This is a genomic window from Achromobacter sp. NPDC058515 (genome assembly GCF_042721735.1).
Lineage (GTDB): Bacteria > Pseudomonadota > Gammaproteobacteria > Burkholderiales > Burkholderiaceae_B > Achromobacter.
The window spans coordinates 63,495-83,908 of sequence record NZ_JBHXNI010000002.1 but is presented as its reverse complement, the minus strand read 5'-3'; the positions used below and the strand labels follow the sequence as shown (position 1 = coordinate 83,908).

Annotated in this window: 16 protein-coding genes; 11 read left to right on the top strand and 5 right to left on the bottom strand. The window is 62.5% G+C overall.

Translation table 11 applies throughout. The features are described from left to right. Positions 1 to 58: 58 nt before the first annotated feature. A complete protein-coding gene (locus ACFWP0_RS03665; RefSeq protein ID WP_377839761.1) occupies positions 59 to 385 on the bottom strand; it encodes an ArsR/SmtB family transcription factor in 327 nt (108 codons plus the stop codon). 104 nt (positions 386 to 489) lie between these two features. Here ACFWP0_RS03665 and ACFWP0_RS03660 point away from each other — a divergent pair, with 104 nt between their 5' ends. From ACFWP0_RS03660 to ACFWP0_RS03640, 5 genes are all read left to right on the top strand, one after another. Continuing rightward, on the top strand, positions 490 to 1,431 hold the full coding sequence (locus ACFWP0_RS03660; RefSeq protein WP_377839759.1) for a chromate resistance protein ChrB domain-containing protein: 942 nt from the start codon (positions 490 to 492) through the stop codon (positions 1,429 to 1,431). Then, complete coding sequence (gene chrA, locus ACFWP0_RS03655; RefSeq protein ID WP_377839758.1) at positions 1,428 to 2,810, top strand: chromate efflux transporter; 1,383 nt, start codon at positions 1,428 to 1,430, stop codon at positions 2,808 to 2,810. The genes ACFWP0_RS03660 and chrA overlap by 4 nt, the downstream gene beginning before the upstream one ends. 18 nt (positions 2,811 to 2,828) lie before the next feature. Next, a complete protein-coding gene (locus ACFWP0_RS03650) occupies positions 2,829 to 3,752 on the top strand; it encodes a Fe-Mn family superoxide dismutase (protein ID WP_377839756.1) in 924 nt (307 codons plus the stop codon). Between the two features lie 154 nt (positions 3,753 to 3,906). Beyond that, entirely contained in the window at positions 3,907 to 5,643 is a 1,737-nt protein-coding gene (locus ACFWP0_RS03645; RefSeq protein WP_377839755.1) for a SulP family inorganic anion transporter, read from the top strand. 142 nt (positions 5,644 to 5,785) lie between these two features. After that, on the top strand, positions 5,786 to 7,108 hold the full coding sequence (locus ACFWP0_RS03640; protein ID WP_377839753.1) for a tetratricopeptide repeat protein: 1,323 nt from the start codon (positions 5,786 to 5,788) through the stop codon (positions 7,106 to 7,108). Positions 7,109 to 7,170: 62 nt separating this feature from the next. On the opposite strand, the gene ACFWP0_RS03635 is transcribed toward ACFWP0_RS03640, so the two are convergent. Next, positions 7,171 to 9,132: an alkyl/aryl-sulfatase gene (locus tag ACFWP0_RS03635; protein WP_377839752.1), complete on the bottom strand. Its 1,962-nt coding sequence runs from the start codon at positions 9,130 to 9,132 to the stop codon at positions 7,171 to 7,173. Positions 9,133 to 9,607: 475 nt separating this feature from the next. On the opposite strand from ACFWP0_RS03635, the gene ACFWP0_RS03630 reads away from it, so the two are divergent. The 3 genes from ACFWP0_RS03630 to ACFWP0_RS03620 all read left to right on the top strand — a co-directional run bounded on the left by ACFWP0_RS03630 (position 9,608) and on the right by ACFWP0_RS03620 (position 11,925). Further along, positions 9,608 to 10,393: a hypothetical protein gene (locus tag ACFWP0_RS03630; RefSeq protein ID WP_377839751.1), complete on the top strand. Its 786-nt coding sequence runs from the start codon at positions 9,608 to 9,610 to the stop codon at positions 10,391 to 10,393. A gap of 52 nt (positions 10,394 to 10,445) precedes the next feature. After that, on the top strand, positions 10,446 to 11,429 hold the full coding sequence (locus ACFWP0_RS03625; RefSeq protein WP_377839749.1) for a hypothetical protein: 984 nt from the start codon (positions 10,446 to 10,448) through the stop codon (positions 11,427 to 11,429). Positions 11,430 to 11,532: 103 nt separating this feature from the next. Then, positions 11,533 to 11,925: a YkvA family protein gene (locus tag ACFWP0_RS03620; RefSeq protein ID WP_377839748.1), complete on the top strand. Its 393-nt coding sequence runs from the start codon at positions 11,533 to 11,535 to the stop codon at positions 11,923 to 11,925. 25 nt (positions 11,926 to 11,950) lie between these two features. Here the strand turns inward: ACFWP0_RS03620 and ACFWP0_RS03615 are convergent, their stop codons facing one another. From ACFWP0_RS03615 to ACFWP0_RS03605, 3 genes are read right to left on the bottom strand one after another with little or no spacing between them, the layout of a single operon-like run. Beyond that, positions 11,951 to 13,351: a CsgG/HfaB family protein gene (locus ACFWP0_RS03615; RefSeq protein WP_377839746.1), complete on the bottom strand. Its 1,401-nt coding sequence runs from the start codon at positions 13,349 to 13,351 to the stop codon at positions 11,951 to 11,953. 13 nt (positions 13,352 to 13,364) lie between these two features. Next, entirely contained in the window at positions 13,365 to 13,979 is a 615-nt protein-coding gene (gene lpoB / locus ACFWP0_RS03610) for a penicillin-binding protein activator LpoB (RefSeq protein WP_377839745.1), read from the bottom strand. A gap of 18 nt (positions 13,980 to 13,997) precedes the next feature. After that, positions 13,998 to 15,341, bottom strand: coding sequence for a COG3014 family protein (locus ACFWP0_RS03605; RefSeq protein WP_377839744.1), 1,344 nt, complete (start codon positions 15,339 to 15,341; stop codon positions 13,998 to 14,000). Between the two features lie 895 nt (positions 15,342 to 16,236). Between ACFWP0_RS03605 and ACFWP0_RS03600 the strand changes: the two genes are divergently transcribed. The 3 genes from ACFWP0_RS03600 to ACFWP0_RS03590 all read left to right on the top strand — a co-directional run bounded on the left by ACFWP0_RS03600 (position 16,237) and on the right by ACFWP0_RS03590 (position 20,395). Beyond that, positions 16,237 to 16,809 carry a fimbrial protein gene (locus ACFWP0_RS03600; protein WP_377839742.1) on the top strand — a complete coding sequence of 191 codons (573 nt, stop codon included), beginning with the start codon at positions 16,237 to 16,239 and terminating at the stop codon, positions 16,807 to 16,809. An 83-nt stretch (positions 16,810 to 16,892) separates the two neighbouring features. After that, positions 16,893 to 17,654 (top strand): molecular chaperone, encoded by a 762-nt coding sequence (locus ACFWP0_RS03595; RefSeq protein WP_377839740.1) that lies wholly within the window; start codon positions 16,893 to 16,895, stop codon positions 17,652 to 17,654. A 119-nt stretch (positions 17,655 to 17,773) separates the two neighbouring features. Continuing rightward, complete coding sequence (locus tag ACFWP0_RS03590; protein ID WP_377839739.1) at positions 17,774 to 20,395, top strand: fimbria/pilus outer membrane usher protein; 2,622 nt, start codon at positions 17,774 to 17,776, stop codon at positions 20,393 to 20,395. Positions 20,396 to 20,414: the final 19 nt, after the last annotated feature.

Sequence of the window (20,414 nt, the reverse complement as noted above, 5' to 3'; positions counted from 1 at the left end):
CCAGGCCAGGTCATCGACGCGCAGCTGGACGTGAGAGCTTTTCATGAATAGTTCCCGGTCAGCAGGAAGCGCAGGTTCCGGAGTCGGAAACCTCGCAGGAGGCGCCTTCGCAACAGTGCTCGGTGAGATAGCCGAGCAATCCGTTCATTTGCGAAAAGTCGGCGCGGTAAATCAGATTGCGGCCCTGCTGCTCGACAGTGACCAGGCTGGCGTGGGAGAGCTCCTTCAAATGGAAGGAGAGGGTGTTTCGAGCCACGCCGAGCTGATCGGCCAGTACGCTGGGGGTAAGGCCGGAAGGCCCGGCGACCACCAGCGCGCGGAACACCCGCAGTCGTTGAGCATGGGCCAGGGCATTGAGGGCGGAGACGGCTTGATCTTCATTCATGATTCGATCATACAACGATTATTGAATTATTAGCTATCGCTAAATTAGTAGATAACGCTACAAATATGTAGCGTCATCTACTAAATAAGTTGTACGCTCTACACATGAACTGGCTCACCCTGATCCTCTCCATGCCCACGGAAAATGCCACCGCCCGGATGCGGGCCTGGCGGGCGCTCAAATCTTGCGGCGCGGCGGTGTTGCGCGACGGCGTCTATTTGCTGCCGCGGCAACCCAGCAGCGAAGGCGCGCTGACGGCTGTCGCGCAAGATGTGCTCGAAAACGGAGGCACGGCGCTCCTCGCGCACGCTGACTTCCCAAATGAAGACCCGACGCGCCTTCAAGGCCTGTTTGACCGGTCGGTGGAGTACGGCGAGCTATTGGGGGAAATTGGCCGCATCCGGCGGGCACTTTCATCGGACACAGCGATGGAGTCGCTCAAACAGCTGCGCAAGCTACGCAAAACCTACGCGCAGCTCGCCGAAATTGATTTTTTCCCGGGCGAGGCCCAGCGGCAGACCGACGCCGCGCTGCTCGACGTGGAGGAGGGGGCCAATCGCGCGCTTTCGCCCGGCGAGCCGCATGCCGTGGACGCCGCCGTTGCGCGGCTCGTGGCCGCCGAGTACCGGGGCCGGGTGTGGGCCACGCGGGCGCGTCCCTGGGTGGATCGGCTGGCCAGCGCCTGGTTGATCCGCCGGCACATCGATCCGGATGCCCGCATCCTGTGGCTGGCGTCGCCCGAAGACTGTCCCAAAGATGCCCTGGGATTCGACTTCGACGGCGCGAAGTTCTCCCATGCGGGCGTAAAGGTCACCTTTGAGACCTTGCTTGCCGCCTTTGGGATGCAAGGCCGAGCGTTGGACAGGCTGGGCGCAATCGTTCACTACCTGGATGTCGGCGGCGTGCAACCGCCCGAGGCCACCGGCGTGGAGCAAGTGCTTGCCGGCCTGCGTTCCACGATCACCGACGATGACCAGTTGCTGGAGCTTGCCAGCAACGTGTTCGACGGCCTGCAGGCGAGCTTTGAAAAAGAGGGCGGCCCATGAAAGCGCGCGGCGAGCACGTCTCGCTGCCCATCGCGCAGGCGGATGCCCCGCCTGGAGTCCGACCGCAGTCCGTGAGTTTTGGCCAAGCGCTCTGGTTCTGGCTGAAGCTTGGCTTCATCAGTTTTGGCGGGCCCGCGGGACAAATCGCCATCATGCACGCCGAACTGGTGGAACGCCGCCGCTGGATCAGCGAGCGCCGCTTCCTGCACGCGCTGAACTACTGCATGCTGCTGCCCGGGCCTGAAGCGCAGCAACTGGCTACGTACATCGGGTGGCTGCTGCACCGGACCTGGGGTGGAGTGGCGGCAGGCGGCCTGTTTGTGCTTCCCTCGCTCTTCATTCTCATGGGCTTGTCCTGGGTATACATCGCCTGGGGCGACGTCCCTCTAATCGCTGGCCTGTTCTATGGCATCAAGCCGGCCGTCACGGCCATCGTCCTGCACGCCGCCCACAGGATCGGCTCGCGCGCACTGAAGAACCCGGCGCTCTGGGGCATCGCTGCCGCCGCCTTTGTGGCGATCTTCGCGATGAACGTGCCATTCCCCTTGATCGTCGTGGCGGCTGCAATGATCGGCTTTGCCGGCGGCAAGAAATGGCCAGACTACTTTCGCACCGGCGCCCGCCACGGTTCCGGCGCGCACGGCTTCGGCCCCGCACTGATCGATGACGACACCCCCGCGCCAGAACACGCCAGGTTTCGCTGGCCGCGCCTGGCGGCCATTCTCGGAATAGGGGGCTTGCTGTGGGCCGTGCCCATGGCTGCGCTGACGGCAATGTACGGCTGGCATGGCGCATACACGCAGATGGGCTGGTTCTTCACCAAAGCGGCCTTGCTGACTTTCGGCGGCGCTTATGCCGTGCTGCCGTACATCTATCAAGGGGCCGTGGACACCTATGCATGGCTCACGCCCACTCAGATGATCGACGGCCTGGCGTTGGGGGAGACGACTCCAGGGCCGCTCATCATGGTGGTCGCTTTCGTCGGGTTCGTCGGCGCGTACGCCAAAGCGCTCTTGGGCCCGGAGGCATTGTTCCTGGCCGGCGCGTTGGCTGCGGCGATCGTGACCTGGTTCACCTTTTTGCCGTCGTTCCTGTTCATTCTGGCCGGCGGTCCGCTGGTGGAGGCGACAAAGGAAGACTTGAAATTCACTGCGCCGCTCACGGCCATCACCGCGGCGGTGGTCGGCGTCATTCTCAATCTGGCGGTTTTCTTTGGCTATCACGTCCTGTGGCCGGACGGCCTGGCAGGGCGGTTCGACCTGGGATCGGCGCTGATTGCGCTGGGAGCCGCCATCGCGCTGTTCAAGTTCAAACGCGGTGTTATCGAGGTCATTGCGGCCTGCGCCGTGATTGGCCTTATCGTGAAACTCACGCTATGAACCGGCAGGGAGCCCATCATGGAATTGATGCCAAAACCGCTGTCCATGAATCCAGAATGCGTCGCCGGACTGAGCAGCACGCTGTTGCGCAGCCATTACGACAACAACTATCTCGGCGCGGTCTCGCGGCTTAACGCCATCAGGACAAGGCTGGGGAATACGGACTGGGAAGCTCAGCCCGGATTTGCGCTCATCGGCGCCAAGCGAGAGGAATTGCTCGCGGCAAACTCCGTGTTTCTGCACGAAGCCTATTTTGGCGTCTTGGGCGGAGACGGCCTCATCCCTGCCGGCGGATTATCCGTCGCGCTGGAGCGCGATTTCGGGTCCGTCCAAAACTGGCGTGCCGAGTTCACGTCCCTGGCGCGGGCGATGGGCGGCGGATCCGGCTGGGCAATTCTGGCCTGGTCGCCACGGGAGGCCAGATTGGTCAACCAATGGGCCGGAGATCACACTCAACTGCTCGCAGGGGCGTCGACGTTGCTCGCGCTCGATATGTACGAGCATGCCTACCACATCGATTTTGGCGCCAAGGCCGCCGCCTACGTCGACGCATTCATGGCGGGAATCCGGTGGGATGCCGTCGCCTCGGCGTATGCCGGCGCAATGCACGCAGCCAGTTCAGGGTTGGGGATCCGGGCGCTGGAAGCGGCGGCGGAAAGCGGGGCGGTGATTCTCGACGTGCGGCGACGCGAAAGTTTTGATCTCGCGCGTGAGCAGATCGCAGGGTCTGAATGGCGGGATCCCGCCCAGGCCAATCGCTGGCTGCATGAATTCGACCGTGCCCAGGCTGTGATCGTCTACTGCGCCCATGGCCATGAAATCAGCCAAAGCATAACGTTGGCGCTAAATGCCACGGGAGTCGCCGCCAGATACATCGCTGGGGGATTTGAGGCATGGAGCGATGCCAGACTGCCGATGACGGTCAAGGATCGGCGATCCTAGGCCTTCAGGCTTTGGCGGGCCCCCAGCTACCGGAAGCGCGCTGGGTGGCCGATCTCCTTCAGATCGGCGAATTCCATCAGCTCCGCACGCAATCGGCCAATTTAAGGATCTAATAGAGCGGCCCCTCGCGCACCACTCTCATAGAAGACGTTCCATGGCCTCCGTCACGCCTGCCTCTGCCGATACGCCTGCTTCGCAGTGGTTGCGCTGGCTACCCGGACTGGCCGTGCTGAGGTCCTATGAGGCCGCCTGGCTCCCCAAGGACCTGGCCGCCGGCCTGGTGCTGACGACGATGCTGGTGCCGGTCGGCATTGCCTATGCCGAGGCGTCGGGCGTGCCCGGCGTCTACGGTCTTTACGCCACGATCATCCCGCTGCTGGCCTATGCGCTGTTCGGCCCGAGCCGGATCCTGGTGCTGGGACCGGACTCCGCGCTCGCGGCGCCGATCCTGGCGGTGGTGCTCAGCGTCTCTGGCGGCGACCCCATGCGCGCGGTGGCCGCGGCCAGCCTGATGGCCATCGTCTCCGGCCTGTTCTGCATTGTGCTGGGCCTGATGCGGCTCGGGTTCATTACCGAGCTGCTGTCCAAGCCGATCCGCTATGGCTATATGAACGGCATCGCGCTGACGGTGCTGGTAAGCCAGCTGCCCAAGATGTTCGATATCCCGATCGACGATGCCGGCCCGGTGGGCGAGCTGTGGCAACTGGCCAAGGCAGTGATGGACGGCGAGACCCACTGGCGCAGCTTCGCCGTGGGTGCGGCCAGCCTGGCGGTCATCCTGCTGCTCAAGCGATTTGACCGCGTGCCGGGCATCCTGATCGCGGTAATCCTGGCCACGCTGGCGGTCAGCCTGTTCCGGCTGGATGCCCAGGGCGTAAAAGTGCTGGGCGAGATCCCGCAGGGGCTGCCGAGCTTCGCGTGGCCGTGGCTCAGCAACATGGACGTGCTCAAGATCGTGCTTGGCGGCTGCGCCGTGGCGATGATCTCGTTCGCGGATACCAGCGTGCTGTCGCGCACCTACGCCGCGCGCACGCACGCGCGCGTGGACCCGAACCAGGAAATGGTGGGGCTGGGCGTGGCGAACCTGGCGGCCGGCTTCTTCCAGGGGTTTCCAATCAGCGGCAGCGCGTCGCGCACGCCGGTGGCCGAGGCGGCGGGCTCGCGCACGCAGCTCACCGGAGTCGTGGCCGCCGTCGCCGTGGCCGCGTTGCTGCTGGCGGCGCCAAACCTGCTGCGCCACCTGCCGAACAGCGCGCTTGCCGCCGTGGTGATCGCCGCCGCCATCGGCCTGTTCGAGTTCAAGGACCTTCGCCGCATCTACCGCATCCAGCAGTGGGAGTTCTGGCTGTCGATGCTGTGCTTTGCCGCCGTGGCCGTGTTCGGCGCGATTCCGGGCATCTGCCTGGCCGTGGTCCTTGCCGTCATCGAATTCCTGTGGGACGGCTGGCGGCCGCATTTCGCGGTGCTTGGCCGCGTGCCAAACCTGCGCGGCTACCACGACCTGAAGCGCTACCCGGATGCGGCGCTGATCGACGGCTTGGTGCTGTTCCGCTGGGATGCGCCGCTGTTCTTCGCCAATGCCGAACTGTTCCAGCAACGGCTGATGGAGGCCGTCAGGGCCTCGCCTACGCCGGTGCGGCGCGTGGTGGTGGCGGCCGAGCCCGTCACCAGCGTCGACGTCACGTCGGCGGACATGCTGCGCGAACTGAGCCACAACTTGGCGCAAGAGGGTGTCGCGCTCCATTTCGCCGAGATGAAGGACCCGGTCCGCGACAAGCTCAGGCGCTTCGAGCTGGCCGAGATATTCAGCGACGACCGCTTCCACCCCACGGTGGGAAGCGCCGTGGAAGACTATCTCGACAGTCCGGATGCCCGGAAGCCGCAGGCATAGCGCCGGGGCCGCGCCTGGCAAGCCCGGCCCGGGCGGACGGCAACCGGTCCAGGCGCACTAGCGCAATTGCACTTTGCCGCCATGCGGTATCCATGCTTACATCGTCAGAAGCCGCCGCAGGGCGGCACCGCCGGAGACCACCATGGCGCTGAGCGATGTGCGGGGCAATCCCGTTTCCACTGATGAGCAGGCATCCCTGGACGCCTACGAACGGGCGCAAACCCTGTTCCATGGTTATTACGGCGATCCGGTGGGGATCATCGACCAGGCGCTGGCCGACGACCCCATGTTCGTCATGGGCCATGTGCTGCGAGCCGGGATGATGATCACGGCCAGCGACAAGTGCGTCGAACCGCTGCTGCGCGAAAGCGTGGAGGCCGCCGAAAGCCTGCGCGACATCGCCAACGAGCGCGAACGGCGCCACGCCGCCGCAGCGCGCGCCTGGCTCGATGGCGAATTCTCGGTTGCCTTGCGGCGCTATGCCGACATTCTCATCGCGTACCCGCATGACACCCTGGCGCTGCAGGTGGGCCATATCGGCGACTTCCTGCTGGGCCGCTCGGCCATGCTGCGCGACCGCGTGGCTGGCATTCTTCCGGCCTGGGACAGCCAGATGCCGGGCTATGGCTACGTGCTGGGCATGCATGCCTTCGGCCTGGAGGAAACCAACCTGTACGCGCAGGCCGAGGCCCAGGGCCGGCGCGCGCTGGAACTGAACGCCCGAGATCCCTGGGCGGTGCACGCGGTGGCCCATGTCCTGGAAATGCAGGGGCGGGTAGAGGAGGGCATCGCATGGCTGAAGGGACGCCATGAGGACTGGTCCGCCGACAATATGCTGTCCATCCACAACTGGTGGCACCTGGCGCTGTTCCACCTGGACCGCGACGAGATCGCCGAGGTTCTGGATCTGTACGACAACCGGCTGCGCGAATCGTCCACCGGGCAGGTCCTGGACCTGGTCGATGCCTCCGCCATGCTGTGGCGCCTGCTGCTGCGCGGCGTGGACGTGGGGCCGCGCTGGCGCCAACTGGCCGATGTTTGGCGGGAGCGCGGTGGCGCGGGGTATTACGCGTTCAATGATGTGCATGCCCTGATGGCCTACCTGGGCGCGGGCGATGGCGCGGCCACGCAGCAATTGATCGAGTCCATGGAAGCGGCGGCGGAGGGCGGCGGCACCAATGCGATGATGACCCGCGACGTCGGCCTGCCCGCGGCGCACGCGCTGATGGCCTTCATGCGCGGGGATTATGCGTTGGCCGTGGATCTTCTGCGGGACCTGCGCCTGATCGCCCATCGCTTCGGCGGCAGCCACGCCCAGCGCGATGTGCTGGCGCTGACCATGGTGGAGGCGGCCTTGCGCGATAACGCTCGCGCCCTGGCCAAGGTGCTGACCGCCGAACGCATGGCATTGAAGCCCGCCAGTGCAGGCAACCGGAAGCTGGCCGCGCGGGCGGCGGCGCTATAGCGCTGCATGGATAGGCGCCGGCGCACACCTGCGCCGGCGCGTTTCGTCGTGGGAGCCGCCTTTTACGGCGTCACGATGTTGAACCAGAACTCGAAGTCGTCAAGCGAGCCGAAGACGTCGTTGAGCTTGGACTGGTCGCCGGTGATCTTGACATCTCCCTTGGCCAGCGCGTCCTTGAGGGTGGTTTGCTTCAGCATGATGTCGTTGAGCGTGTTCCGGGTCAGCGTGACACTGGCGCTGGGCTCCTTGGCCTGTTTGCCTTCCGTGTGGTTGAGCACGCTGTTCACCATCTCCAGCGTGTACTGCTGCTTGGTGTCAGTGAAATCCACGTTCAGCACGACGTGCTTGCCCTCGGCCTTTTCGCGGTTCAGGCGGACCGCAAAATAGTCGAACAGCATGTCCAACGTCATGGCGCGGATCGTGTCGGGACTGGCGGTATCGGGCACGGGCAGCTTCTTGACACCTTCACGCAGTTCCTTGGCGCCCGTCAGATAGAAATTGCGCCACGGGCCGCTTTCCGCCTGGTAGCCCATCTGCTCCAGGGCGTCGGCCTGCAAGCTGCGGGCATCCTGGTTTTCCGGATCCGCGAACACCGCATAATTGACCACCTCGGCCACCCAGCGGTAATCCCCTTTGGCGTAGTACTCGCGCGCCTTCTTCAGCAAGGCTTCCGTGCCGCCCATCATGTCCACATAGCGCTTGGCGCCTTGCTCGATCGGCAGCGTGTGCAGGGTGGCGGGGTTGCCATTGAACCATCCCAGGTAGAGCACATACGTGGCGCGGACGTTATGGTTGACCGAGCCGTAGTAGCCCCGGTTCGAGAACTTGGTGGCGATCGCCTTGGGCAGCTTGACCTGCTCCGCGATCTCTTCCTTGTTGTAGCCCATGTTGGCGAGGCGCAAGGTCTCGTCGTTGATGTACCGGTACATGTCGCGCTGCAGGCTCAATTGCTCCTGGACTTCCTTTTTGCCCCAGACCGGCCAGTGGTGCATCGCGTACATGACTTCGACATCATCCCCCCACAACGCCAGCGCCTCGTTCAGGTACTTGGACCATGCCAGCGGGTCGCGGATCTTCGCGCCCCGCAGCGAATAGGTGTTATGCAGGGTGTGGGTGGAGTCTTCCGCCGTATTGAGCGCCTTTTTTTCCTTGATGTAGTACAGCATCTCGGCGGGGGCTTCGCTGCCGGGCGCATACAGGAATTCGTACGTCAGTCCGTCGATGGTGCGCGTTTCGCCGGTCTTTTCAATGATGTCCGTGGGCGGGATCAAGGTCACGGTGCCCGCCGACGTGGTGGTCCCCAGCCCGGCGCCAACCTGCCCGGTGGGGCTGGGGGGCAGGAGGTTGCCATACATGTAGCTGGCGCGGCGGCTCATCGCCGTGCCGGCCATCACGTTTTCGGCCACGGCGTGTTCCAGGAAGCCAAGCGGCGCATAAATCTTGACCTTGCCGGCCTTCACGTCGGCCTCGTCCACCACACCCCGTACACCGCCGTAGTGGTCCACGTGGCTGTGGGTATAGATCACCGCGACCACCGGCTTCTTGGGGCGGTGCTGGTAATAGAGATCCAGCGCCGCCTTGGCCGTTTCGGTGGAAACCAGCGGGTCCATGATCGTCAGGCCTTCCTTGCCTTCGACGATGGTCATATTGGACAGGTCCAGGTTGCGCACCTGGTAGATTCCGTCCGTTACCTGAAACAGCCCCGATATATTCAAAAGCTGCGACTGGCGCCACAGGCTGGGATTGACGGTGTCTGGCGCGTCCGAACCTTCCTTGATGAAGTCATACTTGCCCGGATCCCATACCAGGTTCCCTTCGGCGCCCTTGATCATTGCTGCCGGCAAGGGCGCAATGAAACCCTTGTGGGCCAGCTCGAACGAAGTCTTGTCGGAGAACGGAAGCGCTTTCAAGAGCGCGGCATTCGCTTCCTTCGTGGCGGCTTCCGCGGGCTTGGGCGCTTGCGCCGACCATGCTGGAGCCGCCAGCGCCAGGGCCAGGGCGGTCGCAATGGCGCAGGTTGCCATGTGTTCGGCTGTCCTGATTCTGGCGGACCGGGCTCGTGTGTTTCGAGGCGATGAGAAGGTATTCACGCTGGAAATGAGCTTCATAACGACTACTCTCCATGATGAGATAGACCGACGCCGGAACGGCGTACGCCAGAAAAAGCAAGGCAACTGAAGTGATAGCTTGGGAGCCCGTCCTGTGAGGGCATTGTGGGACGCGTCAGAGCGGTGATCCCATCGGGTGGATGGTGAAACGACTCGGTTTGGATGGGAACTCTGGACGCACGAACGATTAGGGTATCGCAGACGTTTGTGTCCGTGGGTTGCCGTGCGGCACACGCTGTTGCGGCTCGACAACAAGAAGCGCGCGAACAGGCTCCAAGCGCTTCCCCGCCAAGGCATATTGCCTGATATTTGACGGTAGCCTTCTCCTGGCAAGGACAGGCTCGCGGTCCGGCGTCTCCGATAAACGAAGATCGATCTCAGGATAGCTGCTGTGAACTATTCACTTGTTCTCGCCGGACTGGCCGCGGGCTTCTTCTTTCTTTTGCTGGCGGCGATCCGCGTCGGGCGCTATCTGGGCAGCCGCGCAAGCGGGGATGACAAGGGCAAGGCTGGATCCGCGGCCATCGAAGCGTCCGTATTCGCGCTGCTAGGCTTGCTGATCGCCTTTACCTTTTCGGGCGCCGCGCAACGAATGGCGGACCGGCGGGGCCTGCTGGTGGAGGAAGTGAACGCGATAGGGACCGCCTGGCTGCGCATAGACATGCTCAGCCCCGACAGCCAACCGCAATTGCGCGACCAGTTCCGGCGTTATGTGGACGAGCGGATCAGCTATTACCGCCATGTGGCGGACCTGGACCAGCGCGAAGCCATCGCGGCAAAGGCAGGCGCCATCCAGCAAGAGATCTGGTCGTCGTCCATGCAGGCCGCCCGGCATGTGGCTCCGCCGTTCGCCGTGTCATACGTCGCCGCTGTCAACGACATGTTCGACGTCGCAACGGCCCAGACCGTCGCGCAGAAGGTCCATCCACCGCTGGCGACGTATCTTTTCCTGGGATTCCTGGCCCTGGTCTGCGCTTGCCTGATCGGCTTGAATCTGGCCGAGTCGAAACGGGACACCCTGTTTCACCAGATCGTCTATGCGGTCGTCATGACGGCGGCGCTTTACATCATCATCGATTTCGAGTTTCCACGGATCGGCGCCATACGCATCGACCAGAGCGACGCGCTGCTCATGGCGCAGCGCCAATCGATGGAACCGCCAGCCGCGCGGCAATAGCGCGGGTCGCGGGTTCAAGGAGAGGCTTGCGGGCACCGAAGGAGAAAACGGCATGCGGGATGAACGGGCAGGGCAGGGACGGCACGTTAGGTGGTTGCCGACGCGGCTGATTGCGGCGCTGGCGTGCGCCGCCGCAACGCAAGCCGCGGCGCAGCCCACGGTCAGGCTGAACCAGGACGACCTGCAGAAGCGCGCCAATGGCGTCCTGGCGCTGATGTCCCTTTCCATTGTTCCGGACATCACGACCAGTTCGTTGTCCATAAGCGGCGGAGGCGGCTCCACCACGGGGTCGACCGATTTCTTCATGACGCAGCTTGGGGGAGGAGACACGATTTCCGATTCCGTGCCGATATACCTGGAGGGCGTGTTGGCCGGCAGCCGGTACGATCCGACGTTCGTCGCTACCCAGGGCACAGAGACCCGCAGTATTCCGACCAAATGGAACAGCGTGTCGGCAACCGGCGGGATCGGCTGGGACTTCAAGCTGACGGACGAACTGAAACTGCGCCCCATCCTGAACGTCGCATTGGGCAATGTCACAAGCGACTTGCGGGCGGCCAGCTGGTACGTAGGGCAGCGAACGGGCAGGGACATCGACTTTCTGGATCGTGGTTCGCTGAACGCCTATGGCCTGGGCGGATCGCTGATGCTGGACTACGAGCACTATCGGCCGGGCTACGAGGTGGACGTGGAGCTTCGGTACTCCGATATCCGGCTCAAGAGTTTCGACAGCTCGGCTGCGGTGCAGGGCAATGCCACCGCGCAGTCCGCCAACCTGTGGGCCCGCTATCGCGCGCCGACCGGAATGACCATGCTGCAAAGGCCATTGCGCTACGTGCTCGAACTGACGCATTCCGAGTTCCTCGGAGACCAGCGAGGCATTCTGGGCTTTGACCGGCTGACATCGGTGGGGGCCGGCCTGGAACTGGACTCCAGCGCCTACGACGTGATCATCACGCGCACGCGGCTGGTGGGCCGCTACGTGTTCGGGACAAACGTGTCGGGGTTCTCAGTGGGCCTGGCCGTCAGCTTTTGATCGCTGTAGGGCGTTGGCCAAGGCCGGGACGCTGAGCAGCGACCGCTGGCGAATCATTCTAGAATTGGGTTGACTCCATTCCCCCCGAGCCACAACAGTTGTCATGAACATCAGTAAGCGGCTGAAGGCCTGGGCCCAGCGCGTCAAGCGAGATGGCTTGACCCTCTGGTTTGCGGGTAAGAACCCTCGGACGCCTTGGTATGCAAAGGCGGTGGGTGTGTTCGTGGTTGCCTATGCGCTAAGCCCAATCGATTTGATCCCCGACTTCATACCTGTACTAGGGTACGTTGATGACGTCCTGTTGCTGCCAGGCTTGATCTACCTGGCCATCAGACTCTTGCCGCCGGACGTTCTTGCCAGCGGCAGGGGCCAGGCAGAGGCCTGGATGGATTCGGCCGGCTCAAACCCCCGCAGCATGGCCGGCGCACTGCTGATCGTGGCGTTGTGGGTGAGCGCTGGGGCCGCGGCATGGTTTTGGTTCATGCCACGGCCTTGAGGGCGCCGGCCGGCGGGCAACCAGATCAGAGGATGACGCCACCCGCGGGATCGACCTTCTGGTCGGATTGGGCCGGCGCGGCGCGCTTGGGCGGCGCTTTCTTGGCGGGCGCCGCCGGCGGTGCAGCCATCCGCGCTATCGAGCCTTTGGCGATCGATTCCAGCTGACCCGACACCACGGCGCCATAGGCCACTTTGCTCTTTATCTCACCGATCTTGATCGAAGCGACCTTTTCCTCGGCCGAACCGAGTTTTTCGCCTGTGTCCGGATCAACCAGTTCTTCGCCGGTGGCGTAGATGTCGTAAACCTGACCTTCGGCCACGCTGCCCATGCCGCGGTTGATGATCACGCGGCCGTTCTGCACGGCGACCACCTTGGCCGGGTTCACAATCTCGATAATATCGCCGACCATCTTGCCCTGGAACTGGTCCATGGCTGCGCTGATTTTGTTGCCACCCGAGGCGAACGACGCCGAGTCCGACCACTTCACCGCGCGGGTTGCCGCCTCGACCAGCGTATAGCGCACCGAAGCCCGAGTGGAGTGCGAGACCTCGCGGGAAGTCTCCCCGGTCAGTTCCACATTGTTTTCCTGGACACGAGTCGATACGCTGGCCTGGGTGAGATCGATGATCAGCAGGAAATCCGCGCCGGCAGCCTGCCCGAGCCTGGCGCGCTGCTGGTCGGACACATTATCGCTGGCAAGAAAGTCGTTTTCTTTTTCGAATGCCGAATCGTTGTTGCGGTCCAGCACGGTAAACCGTCCGCTCTTGACGAGCCTGTCCGTGACAGATTGGCGCAAATCGGCCGCCAGGGCGCTGCCGCGCAGCTTGCCGGTCGCAACGACGGCGATGCTATCGCGGTCCAGCTTGGGCGACTTTTCCTTATATTCAAATTTTTCGATCGTCACCGACAGTTCGACCGTGCAGCCTTTGCTGCCTCCGCATTCCTGTTTGAGGACCGAGTAGCCTTTTACCTTGCCCTGGGCACGCACGTCATTTGTGCTGCCTACGCCGGCTTCAACCGTCGTCTTGCTGGACGTCTGGGCCTGTGCCGATGCGCTGGCGCTCAAGCTTTGCTGGTTGTCCGTGACGGTGTCCTTGATCAGGCCGCTCTGTGTGTTCTGTTCGCCGCGCTTGGCGTCCAGTTCGGCCGAAGCCTGGCCTTCGGCCTCCTTCTTGACCTGCACATAGGCTTTTGGACTGGACGAGCGCGTGGCCACCGCGGCGCCATTAACCTGTTTGATTGCATTGCCCAGCGCCGATTCGACCGCCTGCTCGAACGTATCGCCGTACCCCACCGCGGGCACCGTGACATCTTCGGCGATCGCCGACTGGGCGGCGCAAAGCAGCGCCGCGCACAACATCCACTTCTTCATATGAATCCGCTTTCGAAAAAAAAGCCCGCCTGCCGCAAGCAGGCGGCCCATTTGTGCATGACCGTTACCAGGTCACGGTGCGGTTGTCGCCACGCTTGATGATGGCCTCTTCACCTTCCCAGTAAGCCAGGCCGTTATCGAGGTTGGTGAGTGTCAACTGGAAGTAGTAGTCAACCTGCTGCATCCGGCTGTCGACACGGTTATTGCGCTGCATGATCTTGCCGGACAGCGAAAAATCGGGAGCGACGACGCGGCCGTCCTTCTTTACCGTGGCTTGATTCATCATTTTGGAATTTTTCAAGCTGCGCGACTTGGCAGTCATGGCGTCCTCGGGGCCATTCAGGCCTACCGCCGTCGTGATGACGAAGCGACCGGAATTGAGCAGGCTCACCCGAATCTTCTTCGTCAACTGATCGGTATCGATACGCTGCGCCGTGTCGTTCGTGACGTTGGACATGGCAACCACGAAGCGCCCGCCCTGGCCAGCCTTGGGGTGCACCATCAGCGGCGAGTTCAGCATGTCGTTGACCATCTTGTTGGCCGCCGTTTCGAAATCCTTATAGTCCAGGCCCATCACCGCGACGTTGTCGTTCTTCTTGTCGACGTATTGGGTCGTGGGGGCGCAGCCCGCCAGCGTTACGGCCAGTACGGCGGCGGAAAGGGAAAGCTTCAAGCGCATGTTGTTCCTTGAGTATCGTTATTTGGAAGCGAGGATGTCGACACGGGGCTGCATCGCGGCGTTTAGTGCCCGCACGTACACGACCACCGGCCGCTTTTCCTTGGGCAGATCGACCACGATGTCTTCGTGGCCCGGGAAACCGAGCGCCAGTTGGCGCGATTCAGGGTAGGGCACAGCCATGAGCTGGAAGTTGTGCGGCAAAGTCGACCATGAACGCAGATCGGCCTGCGTCGATGCCGCTTGCGCCACGGCAGTCAGCGTGCCCAGCAAGGGGTTGGAGTCGTTTATCTGCTTCTGCAGCACGGTCTTGGCCGTGGCGCGCACCACTTCCTTGATCAGGATGGCGTTGAAACGGGTTTTGAACTCTCCGCGGATAATTGAGTCCATATCCGCCAGCATCTGCGTTTGCTGACGCCCCACGGTCAGGTGCGGATAGGCCGGTGTCCCGTCGCGCATCACGGGCAAGGCGATACCCGTGTATTTGACGTTGCCGCTTACCAGAAACAGCGGCAGATCGATCCGCAGCTCTTCCTTGTGCGCGGCCGTGCCGTTCTCGAACACGACCCATACCGCCGGCTTGAGCGCGGTGCGCTTGCTCTTGGCTGCGGCCATGTCGATCTTGATCTGCGTGTTCTTCGTCAGTGCGTAGGCCCGCTCCAGGCTGCTGCGTGCCTTGTCGGCATCGGCCTGTCCTTCGCCGTTGAACAGGAAGTACAAGCCATGCAGGTAAATGGCAGCCGGATTCACGTAGCCGGCATAGGGCTTCCATTGGGAAACGTCAACGCCAGCGCTGCGCAGGGCTTCATCCGAACTGGAGAGGCTGCGGCCCACAAGCTCAGCGTTTTCGCCTTCTTTGATTTCATCACGTTGCTTGGTGATTTCCGCCTCAAAGTGCTCAACGGCGCGCCGTTGACGATCGTCGGTGCGGTTCCATTCAACCCGTGCGTTGGCGTAGTCGCCGATTTGCCAGAAATTCAGGGCCTTATAGGTATTTAGCATGACCGTGTCGTATACGGCAGGCGCGTAGGGCAACACGTTGTCATTGACCACGACTGATAGCGCGTGATTACCGGCACTGGCGGCCACGTTGCGCGTATCGTCGTCCTTCATCAGGTTTTCGGCGCCGTCCAGCATCTGGGTGGAACGCTCGGGCAGGCCGCTTTGGCGTAGCAGGGCGCCAGCTTCCAGCGCCCAGGGCAAATTATTCGGTTCGCCATCCAATGGACCGGCTGCCTGGACCGCGCTGCTAGTTGCTGCGGGCAGGTTGCCCGCGCCTAAGTCACGTGAAAAGTCTTTCCGCGCTTGAGGATTTGCACAACCCGCCAGTGCAACCGTCAAGCCTAAAACAACAGCCCACTTCATCGCTTCTCCGCCCTAAAAGTTACTAAACGTGTTTATTTTACATTTCGCACACATTTAAACACATGGAGAATATTGCGGCAACATATTGAATCAAATGCACGAGTGGGCGAGAAAACGCTGCCACAGTCGCGACGCAGAAGCGATAAGCGATAAGCGACAGCGCGTCTTTGAGCTTTTACTTGGAAGGGGCTCGGCGCCCCGCCGGCGAGGGTTAGGGCGCCGGGCAGCTGAAGCGGGGAGTCTGCGAACACACCCCGCTGGGGACCAGCAAAGCGCGCCGAGTTTCGCCAAGCGTGACGATCAGCGGGTGTTAAGCGCTCATCGGGGATTGACTGCCGACGCAGCCGAATCTCAGGTCAGACTTTAGGATTGATCCCCATGTCATTGATAACGATGGAATTTTTTCGCGCACGGCAAAAAAAGTCTCCGGAGCCCCGGCGCTGTTGATTCATTGAAGTTGGAAAATCGCGCTAACCGAAAACGGCGGGGCGTACCCTTCGTCAAGCCTAACTATAACTTTACATAATACACATTATGCGTATATCAGTCATGGAACGGAGAGATGCTTTTCGGCCCCGTGTCCTTGCTCCGGAACCTTCCGGCATCTCACAAAAAGCTGATTAATTTCCGCCGCGATCAAATAATGCACCCGCCCCGTTTTCAGGCGCGGCACAGGACTACACCATGGGTCTCCTGCGCATCCTTTTTTTGTTTTTTATCAACCACTTGACGCCGATTTCAAGGGCCTGGATTTTAGTAAATTTCTTATATCTTCGGCACACCGCAGCGCTCAGAATGCCGCCATGTGCGTACTAACGCACATATTGAACGTAACTTGGCGCGTGCAGGATACCCGCACGTACCGAGTTCTCTATGCGGATCCTTTTTTCTGAAAATGAAGACACTTTCTCTGAGCACGGCGCTTCTTTCCGCCTTGGTTCTGTCGGCGGCCGCGCAAGCAGCCCCTACCGTAGGCGCACAGGGCAAAATCAACTTTACCGGCGACATCAACGCTGACGCATGCACGGTCGCCGGCTCGGGCATGGCCAGCCGCGGCGTATTCAACTACGACATGGGCTCGGTATCGAATCTTTCGCTCGGTACGGAAGACGCTCCCGCCACCTCCTCCACCAATCTTCCCTCCATGCCCATCCCGGTCGAGCTGACGCTGCAATGCGCCACCGGCACTCAAGTGACGTTGGCGCTGACTCCCGCCATTGCCAGCGGCAAGGGCGTTGGCGTCTCCGGCCTGGCGACGGGCGCGCAGATCATGCTGACCAAGGCAACCGACGGCAGCATCATCGATTTCACTGCCGGAACCAACACCATCCCGGCCGGACTGGATAGCAACGGCAAAGTCACGGTCAGCCTGCTGGCTTACTACACCCGCAAAGCGGGCGTGGCTGCGGCGGCTGTCACTCCCGGCACCGCGAACGGCACCGTGAACTACGTGCTGTCGTACGAATAAATCGCGATTCCCATGAGCTCGCCGGACGCTGGCCTGCCTAGGCCACGTCCGGTGGCGCCTGATTTGTCGGAGTGCATTTGCACATGATCCTACGCAAGACAATCACCGCCTTGTTGGCTGGCTCGGTCATGCTGCTGCATACCTACGCCGATGCCGCCATTTCGCTAAGCCGCACGCGAGTGATATTCGACGGCAAGTATAAGGAAGCCTCTGTTGCTGTCCGCAATGCGGGCGGCGACATCCTGGTCCAATCGTGGATCGATGAGCGCGACGCCAGCAACGGCGGCGAAGTTCCCTTTGTCGTGACGCCGCCGCTCGCGAAACTGGGCGCGAATCAGCAGCAGCTTCTGCGCATTATCTACGCGGGCGGCAACAAGATGCCCGTCGACAGAGAGTCCGTGTTCTGGCTCAACGTCCAGGAAGTTCCGGAATCCGCGAATGCCGACAATGTGCTGCAGGTTGCCATCCGCCAGCGCATCAAGATTTTCTTCAGGCCCGCTGGGCTGGCCGGCGACCCGATGAAGGCGCCCGAAGCGTTGCAATGGCAACTGGCGGCCAAAAACGGAAAGGCCGCGCTGCAGGTGACGAACGATGGGAAGTATCACGTATCAATGGGTGCAATCACGCTAAGCGCCGCCGGAAAGACGGAACTCGTAAAGGACTCGACCATGGTCGCGCCCGGCGAGACCGCCTACCTTCCCGTCACGAGATTCAATCCCGCCGCAGCTGCCACATTGAAGTTCGAGAGCATTAACGACTACGGCGGCAAGGACGCATACGCTGCCCAGCTCAATGGCAATGCCCTCGCCCACGCGCAGCCCCTCCCGCGCGAAATGAAGTCTTAATAGCACCCTGGAAGCCAAGGCGGCCTCCTCCGATCGATACGTTTGTTTTTCGTGCCCTGAGTCCTCGGGGCCGTCTTCTTTCGTGCGCGCGGTGCTGCATCCATCTGTAGACAGCCTTAATGATCACTACTCAAGGTATCCAGCACTGCCTGGCTGGCGGTGAACCCGCGCGCCCGTTTTCCGCAGGTAAAAATGTCCGGTTTGCCCTCGGCCTGTGCGCCTTGTCGCTGGCGGCGGCGGCGCGCGCGGACGACGCACCGACGCCCCCCACGGCCGACCCCGCGCCGGCGCAAGTCGCGGCGCTTGCGCCTGCAAAGCCGAAGCAATACAACCTGGCCCTGCTGCAAGGCGCAGGCAAGACGGTGGACGTGAAATCGCTCCTGGGGAACAACAATGCCCTCCCCGGCACCTATCGTTCGGATATCTACATCAATCGTTCCCTGAGCGGCCGACGCGACATCGAGCTGGTAATGAATCCCGCCTCCGGGGATGTTGAGCCCTGCCTGCCGCTCGAGCTCCTTGAGCAGGTTGGCGTCGACATGGCCAAGCTTCACTCCGCCGCCAAGCCGAAAGCCGGGCCTTCGCTCGCCTGCCATGCCCTGCCGGCCCTGATCGACCAGGCAACCGCGACTTACGACGCGCAGCGCCTGCGTCTTGATTTGAGCGTGCCGCAAGCGTCCATGAACCGCGGCCAACAGGGCTATGTGGACCCGTCGGCCTGGGACGCCGGCGTGCCGGTGGCTTTCGTCAACTACAGCCTGAACAACCGCTATGATCGCAACCGGCAGTTCAATACGAACTATGCGAACCTGGGGCTTCGGAATGGCTTGAATGTGGGCGGCTGGCGTTTCCGCAACGACTCGAACCTGAACGCCGGCAGCCAATACACGACCTCGTTCGCCAGCAACAACACCTATGCGCAGCACGATGTGACGGCGATCAAGAGCCAGTTCTGGGCCGGCGACACGTTCACCAACTCTCCGATCTATGACAGTTTTCGCTTCCGCGGCATGCAGCTCGCCTCCGATGAGGGCATGCGCCCGGACAGCGAGCGCGGCTACGCGCCCGTGGTGAGAGGCACCGCGGAAACCAACGCAACAGTGGAAATCCGTCAGAACAACTTCCTGATCTACACCGCCAATGTCTCCCCAGGCCCGTTCGAAATTACCGATCTCTCGCCGTCAGGCTCGAACGGCGACCTGGAGATCACGATCATCGAGGCCGACGGCCGGCGCCGCGTCAGCCGCCAGGCGTTTTCCAGCCCTCCCCTGATGGTGCGCGAAGGGCGCCTGGTGCACAGCGCGGCAATCGGCCAGTTCCGCAGCAATTATGCTCGCCTGAAAACGCCGGCGTTTGCGAGCGGATCGCTGCTGTACGGCCTGACCGACAGCCTGACTGTCGTGGGCGGCTTTCAATCGACGCAAGGCTACCAGGCGTTCACCGTCGGGGCTGGCGTGAATACCCGCGCAGGCGCCCTCTCCGCGGATGCCACCCATACGAATAGCCGTGTCGGCGATGCCGCCAACACGGGCAATGGCGTGCGCCTGCTCTATGGGAAATTCCTGGAGCCCACCGCCACCAACCTGAGTGTGAGCACCAGCCGCTACTTCAGCCCGGGCTACCGCGGTTTGCCCGAGCACGTGCAGGACATGAGCGATAGCGTCTCGTATTCCCAGGCGCGTACGCGCCTGGACGTATCGCTCACCCAGCAACTGGGCAAGAACGCCAGGTATGGGAGCCTGTACCTCAGCGGCAGCGACCAGCGTTATTGGAACAGCGGCAACTCTCAAAGCGTGACGGCAGGTTACAGCAACAATTGGCGCAACGTTTCCTACAACCTGGGCGTGTCTTACGCCCGCAATCTCGAAACCGTGCACCGCAATGGCGACAGGAGCGAACGCCAGGACAGCACGATCGTATCGCTGACGATGTCATTCCCACTGGGGAAATCGCCGACGGCGCCCAGGGCCATGGTAAGCGCCAGCCATCAGGGCAACGGCGGATCCAGCGTGCAGACCGGAGTCTATGGAAACTTCAGCGGCGACCGCGATTTTGCCTACTCGGTGCAAGCCGGCCGCGATGGCAACGGCGGCAACTCCGCCTCGGCCGCATTGAACGCCAACACCCCGGTGGCGAATCTGGGCGGCGGCGTGAGTGCAGGCCCGGGCCAGCAATCCGCCAATTTCAGCGCATATGGGTCCGTGGTCGCACACGCCGGGGGTGTCAATCTGGGTCAACAGGTGGGAGAAACCTTTGCCCTGGTCAAGGTCGACCCGCGCGTGTCGGGTGTCAAGCTGGACAATTACGCCGGCGCCACCACCGGCCATAACGGGTACGCGGTCCTGCCCTACGCCACGCCCTATCGCACCAACTGGGTCGGGCTTGACACCCGCGAACTGGGCGGCGACGTCGAGCTCGACAACGCCTTGCAGCAAGTGGTGCCCCGCCGCGGCGCGGCGGCGCTGGTGACTTTCAAGGGAGTCACGGGCCGTCGCGTGCAGTTCCAGTTGTCGTCGGCGGATGGGGCGCCCCTGCCGTTTGGCACCTTACTGGAAAGTGCGTCCGGCGAGAACCTGGGCATCTCCGACCCGACTGGCCGCGCGCTGGTGCTGCTTCAGCAAGAGCGCGGCGCATTGACCATGCGCTGGGAAAAACAGCAGTGCCAGGCCAACTACGCCCTGCCCCCGAAGGCCAAGGACGAAAACTACCTGCGCGTCAAATTGCAATGCAACGCCGCTTAGATCTCAGCAAAATTCCGCA

Coding starts and splice junctions, on each gene's coding strand:
- ACFWP0_RS03635 (WP_377839752.1), bottom strand. CDS start 9,132: ATGGCAACCTGCGCCATTGCGACCGCCCTGGCCCTGGCGCTGGCGGCT.
- chrA (WP_377839758.1), top strand. CDS start 1,428: ATGAAAGCGCGCGGCGAGCACGTCTCGCTGCCCATCGCGCAGGCGGAT.
- ACFWP0_RS03660 (WP_377839759.1), top strand. CDS start 490: ATGAACTGGCTCACCCTGATCCTCTCCATGCCCACGGAAAATGCCACC.
- ACFWP0_RS03650 (WP_377839756.1), top strand. CDS start 2,829: ATGGAATTGATGCCAAAACCGCTGTCCATGAATCCAGAATGCGTCGCC.
- ACFWP0_RS03600 (WP_377839742.1), top strand. CDS start 16,237: ATGAAGACACTTTCTCTGAGCACGGCGCTTCTTTCCGCCTTGGTTCTG.
- ACFWP0_RS03625 (WP_377839749.1), top strand. CDS start 10,446: ATGCGGGATGAACGGGCAGGGCAGGGACGGCACGTTAGGTGGTTGCCG.
- ACFWP0_RS03605 (WP_377839744.1), bottom strand. CDS start 15,341: ATGAAGTGGGCTGTTGTTTTAGGCTTGACGGTTGCACTGGCGGGTTGT.
- ACFWP0_RS03665 (WP_377839761.1), bottom strand. CDS start 385: ATGAATGAAGATCAAGCCGTCTCCGCCCTCAATGCCCTGGCCCATGCT.
- lpoB (WP_377839745.1), bottom strand. CDS start 13,979: ATGCGCTTGAAGCTTTCCCTTTCCGCCGCCGTACTGGCCGTAACGCTG.
- ACFWP0_RS03595 (WP_377839740.1), top strand. CDS start 16,893: ATGATCCTACGCAAGACAATCACCGCCTTGTTGGCTGGCTCGGTCATG.
- ACFWP0_RS03590 (WP_377839739.1), top strand. CDS start 17,774: ATGATCACTACTCAAGGTATCCAGCACTGCCTGGCTGGCGGTGAACCC.
- ACFWP0_RS03615 (WP_377839746.1), bottom strand. CDS start 13,351: ATGGGCCGCCTGCTTGCGGCAGGCGGGCTTTTTTTTCGAAAGCGGATT.
- ACFWP0_RS03640 (WP_377839753.1), top strand. CDS start 5,786: ATGGCGCTGAGCGATGTGCGGGGCAATCCCGTTTCCACTGATGAGCAG.
- ACFWP0_RS03620 (WP_377839748.1), top strand. CDS start 11,533: ATGAACATCAGTAAGCGGCTGAAGGCCTGGGCCCAGCGCGTCAAGCGA.
- ACFWP0_RS03645 (WP_377839755.1), top strand. CDS start 3,907: ATGGCCTCCGTCACGCCTGCCTCTGCCGATACGCCTGCTTCGCAGTGG.